This is a genomic window from Pseudomonas sp. BIGb0176 (assembly GCF_024810175.1).
In the GTDB taxonomy this organism is placed as follows: Bacteria; Pseudomonadota; Gammaproteobacteria; order Pseudomonadales; family Pseudomonadaceae; genus Aquipseudomonas; species Aquipseudomonas protegens.
The window spans coordinates 361,321-371,452 of sequence record NZ_JANUEC010000005.1 but is presented as its reverse complement, the minus strand read 5'-3'; the positions used below and the strand labels follow the sequence as shown (position 1 = coordinate 371,452).

The window sequence follows — 10,132 nt, the reverse complement described above, 5'->3', positions numbered from 1 at the left end:
ACTGCGCCGTTGGACAGAGTCACGGTTACTGGGGTGCCGGCTGCGTTGGTCAGAGTGGCGGTGTAGACAATCGAACCGCCTTCGGCCACGGACTCGGTAGCGCTCAGGCTCAGAGTGGTGGTGTCCGGGGTATCGGTGACGGAGGTTTCAGCGGGCTTGTCGCTGACTTCCAGTTTTTCGTAGTTGCCGCCGTCGGCCTTAGTGATGGTGGTGCTCAGGGAGCTACCGCCCGCCAACGCATCGTTGGGTGCGGTGAAGTTCACGCTGCCGGACGATTCACCCACTGGAATGGTGATGGTCTGTCCGTTGGACAGGGTCACCACCACTGGCGAGCCGGTTACCGGAGCAGTGACCGACGCGGTGTAAACAACAATGCCACCCTCAGCCACGCTTGGTGTTGCGGTCAGACTGACCGTCGACGTATCGATCGTGTCTGTGACGTCGGTGACTGCCGGGGCTGGATTGGTCTCCAGGTTCTCGAAGTTACCGCCTTCGGCTTTAGTGATGGTGGCTTCGACTTTACCAGCGTCTTTGTAGACATCATCAGCTGGCGCGGCGACGGTCGCGGTACCCGAGGTAGCACCGGCAGCGATGGTGATCACTGCGCCGTTGCTCAGGGTCACGGTGACCGGAGTACCTGCGGCATTAGTCAGGGTGGCGGTGTAGACGATGGAACCGCCTTCAGCCACGGACTCAGTAGCCGAGAGGCTCAAGGTTGTAGTGTCAGGAGTATCGGTTACCGAGGTTTCAGCGGGCTTGTCGCTGACTTCCAGTTTTTCGTAGTTGCCGCCGTCGGCCTTAGTGATGGTGGTACTCAGGGAGCTGCCGCCAGCCAATGCATCGTTGGGTGCGGTGAAGTTTACCGAGCCCTGGCTTTCGCCAACCGGAATAGTGATGGTCTGGCCGTTGGACAGAGTGACGACGACTGGCGAACCGGTAACTGGCGCAGTCACCGATGCGGTGTAAACGACGGTGTCACCCTCAGCCACGCTTGGAGTTGCGGTCAGGGAAACGGTGCTGGTGTCGATGGTATCGGTGACATCAGTCACCGCTGGAGTCGGGTTGGTCTCCAGATTCTCGAAGTTGCCGCCCTCAGCCTTGGTGATGGTGGCTTCGACTTTGCCTGCATCTTTGTAGACGTCATCCGCCGGGGCCGCGACGGTCGCTGTACCCGAGGTAGCACCGGCAGCGATGGTGATCACTGCACCATTGCTCAGGGTCACGGTGACTGGAGTACCAGCGGCATTGGTCAATGTGGCGGTGTAGACGATGGAGCCGCCTTCAGTCACCGACTCGGTCGCGCTAAGGCTCAGAGTGGTGGTGTCCGGGGTATCGGTAACGCTGGTTTCAGCCGGCTTGTCGCTGATTTCCAGCTTCTCGTAGTTACCGCCATCCGCCTTGGTGATGGTGGTGCTCAGGGAGCTACCGCCCGCCAACGCATCGTTTGGCGCGGTGAAGTTGACGCTGGCGGACGACTCGCCCACTGGAATGGTGATGGTCTGGCCATTAGACAGAGTCACTACGACCGGGGAACCAGTCACCGGGGCGGTGACCGACGCGGTGTAAACCACAGTGCCGCCTTCGGCGACATTAGGGGTAGCTGTCAGCGAAACAGTGCTGGTATCGATGGTGTCAGTGACATCGGTGACGGCTGGAGTCGGGTTGGTCTCCAGGTTCTCGAAGTTGCCACCCTCGGCTTTGGTGATCGTTGCCTCGACCTTGCCGGCGTCCTTGTAGACGTCATCAGCTGGCGCGGCGACGGTCGCTGTGCCTGAGGTAGCACCGGCAGCGATGGTGATCACTGCGCCGTTGGAGAGGGTCACGGTGACCGGAGTACCTGCGGCATTAGTCAGGGTGGCGGTGTAGACGATGGAACCGCCTTCAGCCACGGACTCGGTCGCGCTCAGGCTCAGAGTGGTGGTGTCCGGGGTATCGGTAACCGAAGTCTCGGCTGGCTTGTCGCTGACCTCCAGCTTCTCGTAGTTGCCGCCGTCGGCCTTAGTGATGGTGGTACTCAGGGAGCTGCCGCCAGCCAACGCATCGTTGGGTGCGGTGAAGTTTACCGAGCCCTGGCTTTCGCCAACCGGAATAGTGATGGTCTGGCCGTTGGACAGAGTGACGACGACCGGCGAACCGGTCACTGGCGCTGTCACCGACGCGGTGTAAACAACAATGCCACCCTCAGCCACGCTTGGTGTTGCGGTCAGACTGACGGTCGAAGTATCGATAGTGTCTGTGACGTCGGTAACTGCCGGAGCCGGGTCGGTGACCAGGTTTTCGAAATTGCCGCCATCGGCCTTGGTGATGGTGACTTCAACCTTGCCCGCGTCTTTATAGACATCATCGGCAGGGGCGGCGACGGTGGCAGTACCGGAAGTGGCACCGGCAGCGATGGTGATTACCGCGCCGTTGCTCAGGGTCACGGTGACCGGGGTGCCAGCAGGGTTGGTCAGAGTGGCGGTGTAGACGATGGAGCCACCCTCGGCCACGGTATCGGTGGCCGACAGGCTCAGGCCGGTGTCGTCGATGCTGTCGGTCACGGTGGTGACCGCTTTGTCTGGGCTGGGTTGCAGGTTCTCGAAGTTGCCGCCTTCAGCCTTGGTGATACCGACTTCGATGGTGTCGCCGTTCTTGTAGACGTCATTGGCTGGCGCCGGGACGTCGATCGAGCCACTGGACTTGCCCGCTTCGATAGTGATCACCGAGCCGTTGGACAGGGTGATGGTGACCGGAGTCTGTGCCGGGTTGGTGAGGGTGGCGGTGTAGGTGATCTGCCCGCCCTCGGTAACGCTGGCATCAGCGGTCAGGCTGACGGTGGTGGTGTCGATGGTGTCGGTGACCTGGGTGACCGCCGGGGTCGGGTTGACCGTTACCAGCAGGCCGCCACCGCCGGTGGTGCCGGTCACGCTGACGCTGATCTGGCCCGGGTCGATATAGACGTTGTCCTGGGGCGCCAGGGGCACCTGCACGCTGCCAGTGGTCTGGCCGGCGCTGATGACGATGACCGCGCCATTGGACAGGGTCACAGTCAGGTCGGTAAGTGGCGCCTGGGTCAGGGTCGCGGTGTACACCAGGGTGCCACCGGCTTCGGTAATGGTTGGGGTGGCGCCCAGGGTCAGGGTGGCCGGGCGCAGGGAGTCACTCCCGCTGCCATTGCCGTTGCCATTGCCCAGGCCGCCATTGTTGGTCAGGCCGCCAAAGGTGTTGTCCTGGGTCGAATTGGCCAGCCCCAGGCCAGCGGTGGGGAAACCGATGGTCGGGTCGACCCGGCCCGCAGTCTCTTCCAACTGCACAAAACTGTGGCCACCACCGGCCGCGCCGCCATTCCCCGCGGCGGTCGGGCCGGCGGCGGTGGCTTCCAGATCGGTGGTCGGGTCGGCGCCGGCGGCGATGGCCTGCTGCAGTTCTGCCACCGAAGGGGCGGCCTGAGCGGTGGCCTGTGCCAGGTCCGTGCTGGAGTCCGGTGCGGCACCGCTCCACTGGGTGTCACGCCCCAGGTCCAGAGTGCGCCCGTCGGTCAACTCCAGGGTGACGGCCCCGGCCGGGCCGGTGTCTACCTGGTCACCCACGAACAGGCGGTCCCCTTCAATGAGTACGCGTCGGATCCCTTCCGGGGAAACCACGAAAACTTGGCCGACAATGCTTTTGACGATGGCAACAACACTGCTCATTGGGGACTCTCCGGTGTACCGCTCAGTCGACTTCCATGTACCGGCTTAGGCGCGGGCCGCAACTCAGTCAGGACGTACTAGGTGTGTAATTGGGAACGGGTAATTGACAGATCTACCGTCAAAAGTTTGGCTATATTTTTTGGGTATTAACTTTATGCCAAACTATTGACCTTATGGACGCCATCCTAAACAATCGCCGAATTAATGTCACATTGATATTCACGCGGTAACCTGACTTGAAGTATGTGAACCAGTTCTTAGTTTGAACTTTCCGACGGACGGTTGTTTTGGTTGTAATAAATCGATGTGGTGCCACGTTCTGACGTGATTCTGGACACGCTGTCCGAGGGAAATTCTTACCATGCGTTTTCATCTGTTCAAGGCCCTGCCCTTTGCCTTAGCCGCCAGCTTTGTGCAGGCTCAAACCCTTCCTGAAGCCATGCAGAAAGCACTGGATGTGCACCCGGAAATCCAAGCCGGCGTGAACAGCCGTCTGGCTGCTGACTACCAGCTGAAAGCCGCCAAAGGTGGCTATCTGCCACGAGTGGACATGTTAGCTGGCTATGGTCGTGAAGGGACGGATAACCCTACGACCCGTGCGGGTACAGGCAGCAATCACTGGGAAACCTTGAACCGCGGCGAGTCAAGTTTGCGTCTGCAACAGATGGTTTTTGACGGTTTTGCCACGTCCAGCGAAGTCGGGCGTCAACAAGCCACCGTCAACTCCCGCGCCTACTCCCTGCTGGGCACCTCCGAGCGCACGGCCCTGACCGTGGCCCAGGTCTATCTGGATGTGCTGACCCGCCGTCAATTCGTGCAACTGGCGGAAGACAACCTGCGCAATCACGAGCGTATCTACGACCAGATCAAACTGCGCACCCAGCGAGGCGTGGGTAGCGGCGCCGACCTTGACCAGGCTGAAGCGCGGATGGCCCAGGCCCGCAACAACCTGATCACCGAGCAGACCAACCTCGCCGACGCCCAGACCAACTACCTGAGTGCCGTCGGAGAAATGCCGGACCAGCTGGAACGCCCTGCCAGTTTTATGGCGCTGTTGCCGGCCAACCTCGACGAGGCCCGGCACCAGATGCTGGAAAACAGCCCGATCCTGCGTTCTGCCGAGTCCGATATCGTCGCTGCCGAGAAGCAGTACGATGCCGCCAAGTCGGCGTTCTATCCGCGCTTCGACGCGGAGCTGGGGCGTACTGCCGACAACGACCTGGACGGCCAGAACGGCCACAACAATGAATGGCAGGCCATGCTGCGCATGCGCTTCAACCTGTTCGCCGGCGGCAGCAACAAGGCCGACCTGGAGTCCAAGGCCTACCAGTCCAGCCAGGCGCTGGATATCCGCAACAACGCCCTGCGGGTGCTGAACGAGGAACTGGGCCTGGCCTGGAACGCCTTGAACAACGCCAACGCCCAGGTGCCGATCGCCCAGCAATATGTGGATCACAGCACCAGCGTGCGGACCGCCTACCAGAAGCAGTTCAGCCTGGGTGAACGTACCCTGCTGGACTTGCTCGACAGTGAAAACGAGTTGTTCACCGCCTCCCGGCGCCTGGCCGAGATCCAGAACATTCAGTTATTTACTCAGTATCGAATCAAGGCGACCATGGGCGAGTTGCTCAAAAGCCAGGGAGTGGTGGCACCTATGGCCTCCGTCGTGCAAAGCGATGTGAAGCCCAAGGTCCAGCTGCCCGGGATGAATTGAGCTAATTTCATCCAACCAGCCAGTCAAGAGTGTCGAGCGTGGAATCAGAAGTCAGTGTGCAACTCAGTCATGATCCACGCGGCATGCATGACGATCCCCTTCTGGATGGTTTGCTGACCCTCTGCTTTCTGCACCAGAAGCCCGCCAGTGCGGCGATGCTGACCACCGGCCTGCCCTTGCCATCCCAGCGCCTGAGCGCCGAGCTGCTGCCTCGGGCCGCGGCCCGGGCCGGGCTGCAGGGCCGGGTGCTGCGGCGCAAGCTCGAACAGATTCCAGCCATCGCCATGCCCGCCCTGTTGCTGCTCAAGGACGGTCGCAGCGCGGTGCTGCTGGGCTGGCAGGGTGAAGACCAGGCGCGGCTGCTGCTCAGCGAAAGCGATGGCGGCGAAGTCTGTGTCGACCGCCAGTTGCTGGCCGACGATTACAGCGGCCAGGTGTTCTTCGCCCAGCCCCAGCACAAGTTCGACGTCAACCACGGGTCGCTGATCCCTCGCGCCCGTTCCTGGTTCCGCGACACCCTCAAGCGCTCGCGCTGGCTGTATGCCGACGCCATTGCCGCGAGCCTGCTGATCAACATCATCGCCATGGCCGCGCCATTGTTCGTGATGAACGTCTATGACCGGGTGGTGCCGAACCAGGCCACCTCGACCCTGTGGGTGCTGTCCATCGGCATCATTGGCGCCTACATCTTCGACCTGATCCTCAAGGGCCTGCGCAGCCTGTGCCTGGACCTGGCGGGAAAGAAGACCGACCTGATCATTTCCGCCACGCTGTTCGAGCGCATCGTCGGCATGGCCATGAAGTACCGCCCGGCACGGGTCGGCAGCTTCGCCCAGAACATCCATGAGTTTCAGAGCCTGCGGGACTTCCTCGCATCCCTGACCCTCACCAGCCTGATCGACCTGCCGTTCACCCTGCTGATCTTCCTGGTGATCGCCATCCTTGGCGGGCATCTGGTGTGGATTCCGGTGCTGGCCTTCCCGATTGCCCTGTGCATCGGCTATGCCCTGCAGAAGCCCCTGGTGGCGACCATGGAAAAGACCATGGCCCTGGGCGCCGAGCGCCAGTCGAGCCTGATCGAGACCCTGGCCGGGCTGGACGCGGTCAAGGTCAACAACGCCGAGAGCGAGCGCCAGTACCAGTGGGAGCAGACCATCGGCACCCTCAGCCGGCTTGAGCTGCGGGTGAAGATGCTGTCCAGTCTGGCGATGAACATCACCTTGCTGATCCAGCAACTGGCCGGGGTGATCATGATCATCTTCGGCGTGTACCAGATCATCGACGGCAACCTCAGCATGGGCGGCCTGATCGCCTGCTACATGCTCAGCGGTCGGGCCCTGAGCCCGCTGGCTTCGCTGTCCGGGCTGCTGACCCGCTACCAGCAGGCGCGGGTCACCATGACCTCCGTGGACCAGATGATGGAGCTGCCCCAGGAGCGCAATTTCGACGAGCGCCCCCTGAGCCGCAGCGTGCTGCAGGGCGCCATCGAGTGCCGGCAACTGAGCTTTACCTACCCGGGGCAGCAGAACCCGGCGCTGAAGAACATCAACCTGATGATCAAGCCGGGGGAAAAGGTCGGCATCATCGGCCGCAGCGGTTCCGGCAAGAGCTCCCTGGCCAAGCTGCTGGTGGGGCTCTACCAGCCGGACTCCGGTGCCCTGCTGGTAGACGGCGTGGACATCCGCCAGATCGACGTCAGCGAACTGCGTCACAACATCGGCTACGTGCCCCAGGACATCCAGCTGCTGGCCGGTACCCTGCGTGACAACCTGACCTCCGGTGCCCGCTACGTCGAGGACGAACTGGTACTGCAGGCCGCGGAACTGGCGGGGGTCCATGAGTTCGCCAGGCTGCACCCGCAGGGCTATGAATTGCAGGTGGGCGAGCGCGGGCAGAACCTTTCCGGTGGCCAGCGGCAGAACGTCGCCCTGGCTCGCGCGCTGTTGCTCAACCCACAGATCCTGCTGCTCGACGAGCCCACCAGCGCCATGGACAACACCGGCGAAGAGCGCTTGAAACAGCGCCTGGAGGCGGTGGTGCAGAGCAAGACCGTGGTACTGGTCACCCACCGGGCGTCGTTGCTGTCGCTGGTGGATCGGCTGTTGGTGGTGGACCGTGGACAAATCCTGGCCGATGGCCCGAAAGCGGTGGTGATGGAAGCGTTGAAGAAGGGGCAGATCAGTGTTGCTTAAGTCGGGATTCAAGGACTCGATCCGTCGCTATTTCAAAGGCACCGATTCGCTCCAGGGGCAGCCGCTGCCCGAGGTCAACAAGGCACTGATCGAAGATGCGCCGCGGGTTATCCGCCTGACCATCTGGGGCATCATCGCGTTCTTCCTGTTCCTGGTGCTGTGGGCCAACTTCGCGGTGATCGACGAGGTAACCAAGGGCGAGGGCAAGGCGATTCCTTCCTCCAAGCTGCAGAAGATCCAGAACCTAGAAGGCGGCATCGTCTCCGAGCTGTACGTCAAGGAAGGCCAGATAGTCGAAGCCGGCGCGCCGCTGATTCGCCTCGACGACACGCGCTTCCAGTCCAACGTCGGCGAGACCGAGACCGTGCGCCTGTCCATGCTGCTGCGGGTCGAGCGCCTGAGCGCCGAGGTGGATGAACGCGAGCTGAATTTCCCCGCCGAGGCGGTCAAGGAAGCGCCGGGCCAGGCGGCCAGTGAGAAATCCCTGTACCAGAGCCGTCGCCAGCAACTGCATGACGAGATCGGTGGCCTCCAGGAACAGCTGATCCAGAAGCAGCAGGAACTGCGCGAGTTCACCTCCAAGCAGGCGCAATACCGCCAGCAACTGGGCCTGCAGCGCCAGGAAATCGCCATGTCCGAGCCGCTGGTGGCCCAGGGCGCGGTGTCGCCGGTGGAAGTGCTGCGGCTCAAGCGTGCCGAGGTGGAAACCCGTGGCCAGCTGGACGCCACCACCCTGGCGATCCCTCGCGCCGAATCGGCGATCAAGGAAGTGCAGCGCAAGATCGATGAAACCCGCGGCAAGTTCCGCAGCGAGGCCCTGACCCAGCTCAACGAAGCGCGCACCGAACTGAACAAGGCCAGCGCCACCGGCAAGGCCCTGGAAGACCGGGTCAGCCGCACCCTGGTGACCTCGCCGGTACGCGGTATCGTCAAGCAGCTGATGGTCAACACCATCGGCGGGGTGATCCAGCCGGGCAGCGACATGGTGGAAATCGTCCCCTTGGACGACACCCTGCTGGTGGAAGCCAAGATCCGTCCCCAGGACATCGCCTTCCTGCACCCGGGGCAGGAAGCGGTGGTCAAGTTCAGCGCCTATGACTACACCATCTACGGTGGCCTCAAGGCCCGCCTGGAACAGATCGGCGCCGATACCATCACCGATGAAGACAAGAAGACCACCTACTACATGATCAAGCTGCGCACCGACCGCAGCCACTTGGGCACCGATGAAAAGCCGCTGCTGATCATCCCCGGGATGGTGGCCTCGGTGGACATCATCACCGGCAAGAAAAGCATCCTCAGCTACCTGCTCAAGCCGATCATCCGCGCCCGCGCCGAAGCCCTGCACGAACGCTGATCCATGTAAGAAACCACCTGCCAGCCTTGTAGGAGCTGGCTTGCCAGCGAAGGGGCCTTGAGAGCGCCTTCGTCGGCGTACCGTCCCCAAGCGGTCCATCGGTTGAATCAACATATCGTTATTCACTAACGGTATTTAAATTCGTTTTCTTATATCTATAAAGTTGACTCCCTGCGTACCTGCCGACCAATCGGCGCGCCGCACGAAATGAACCCACACGGGATCTCCGTGAGTTTCTGATCGACGCGCGCGCCCTGGGCGCGCCTGCGCGGGAGTTTCAGTCATGTCTGCATCAGCCAGTGCCGCCTCCATTGCCGCACAAGCTTTCGAAATCCGGCCCTTGAATGGGGCTGTAGGCGCCGAGATCGTCGGCCTCGACCTGTCCCGGCCAGTCAACGACCAGGACTTCGCCCGCATCCACCGCGCCCACCTGGACCATCACGTAGTGGTGTTCCGCGACCAGCGCATCAGCCCCGAACAGCAGATTGCCTTCAGCCGTCGCTTCGGTGTGTTGCAGATTCATGTGCTCAAGCAGTTCCTGCTGGCCGGGCACCCGGAAATCCTCATCGTTTCCAACATCATCGAGAACGGCCAGTCCATCGGCCTGGGGGACGCCGGCAAGTTCTGGCACTCGGACCTCTCCTACAAGGAACTGCCGAGCCTGGGCTCGATGCTGCACGCCCAGGAACTGCCAGCCGAAGGGGGCGACACCCTGTTCGCCAACATGCACCAGGCCTGGGACAACTTGCCCGAGGCGCTGCGCAAGGCGGTCGAGGGGCGCAGCGCCGCCCACTCCTATACGGCGCGCTACAGCGAGACCAAGTTCGAGGGCAACTGGCGCCCGACCCTGACCCCGGAGCAACTGGCCCAGGTCGCCGAGGTGGTGCACCCGGTCGTGCGCACTCACCCGGAAAACGGCCGCAAGGCGTTGTTCGTCAGCGAGGGCTTCACCACCCGCATCGTTGGCCTGCCGGAAGACGAAAGCGCCCAGTTGCTGGCCGAGCTGTATGCCCACAGCGTGCTGCCGGACAACATCTACCGCCATCAATGGCAGCCCCACGACCTGGTGTTCTGGGACAACCGCTCGCTGATCCACCTGGCCGCCGGTTGCCCGAGCCATCTGCGCCGCAAGCTGTATCGCACCACCATCCAGGGCGACGCCCCTTACTGATCAGCCAGGCACGGCAGGAGAACCAGC

The 10,132-nt window shown here is 62.3% G+C and carries 5 protein-coding genes; 4 read left to right on the top strand and 1 reads right to left on the bottom strand.

The window, feature by feature from the left end:
• The coding region (locus M2395_RS28485; RefSeq protein WP_123472547.1) for a retention module-containing protein at positions 1-3,671 on the bottom strand (3,671 nt) is incomplete at its 3' end.
• 361 nt (positions 3,672-4,032) lie between these two features.
• On the opposite strand from M2395_RS28485, the gene M2395_RS28480 reads away from it, so the two are divergent.
• From M2395_RS28480 to M2395_RS28465, 4 genes are all read left to right on the top strand, one after another.
• Complete coding sequence (locus M2395_RS28480; protein ID WP_123431266.1) at positions 4,033-5,385, top strand: TolC family outer membrane protein; 1,353 nt, start codon at positions 4,033-4,035, stop codon at positions 5,383-5,385.
• Positions 5,386-5,423: 38 nt separating this feature from the next.
• A complete protein-coding gene (locus M2395_RS28475; protein ID WP_011058516.1) occupies positions 5,424-7,577 on the top strand; it encodes a type I secretion system permease/ATPase in 2,154 nt (717 codons plus the stop codon).
• Positions 7,567-8,934 (top strand): HlyD family type I secretion periplasmic adaptor subunit, encoded by a 1,368-nt coding sequence (locus M2395_RS28470; protein WP_011058517.1) that lies wholly within the window; start codon positions 7,567-7,569, stop codon positions 8,932-8,934. Before M2395_RS28475 ends, M2395_RS28470 begins: the two co-directional genes overlap by 11 nt.
• Positions 8,935-9,217: 283 nt before the next feature.
• Positions 9,218-10,105, top strand: a complete 888-nt coding sequence (locus M2395_RS28465) for a TauD/TfdA family dioxygenase (RefSeq protein WP_011058518.1) — start codon at positions 9,218-9,220, stop codon at positions 10,103-10,105.
• The last annotated feature ends 27 nt before the right edge of the window (positions 10,106-10,132 follow it).

Bases quoted from the DNA above. Each gene is read 5' to 3' on its own strand.
- M2395_RS28480 (WP_123431266.1), top strand. From the start codon at position 4,033: ATGCGTTTTCATCTGTTCAAGGCCCTGCCCTTTGCCTTAGCCGCCAGC.
- M2395_RS28465 (WP_011058518.1), top strand. From the start codon at position 9,218: ATGTCTGCATCAGCCAGTGCCGCCTCCATTGCCGCACAAGCTTTCGAA.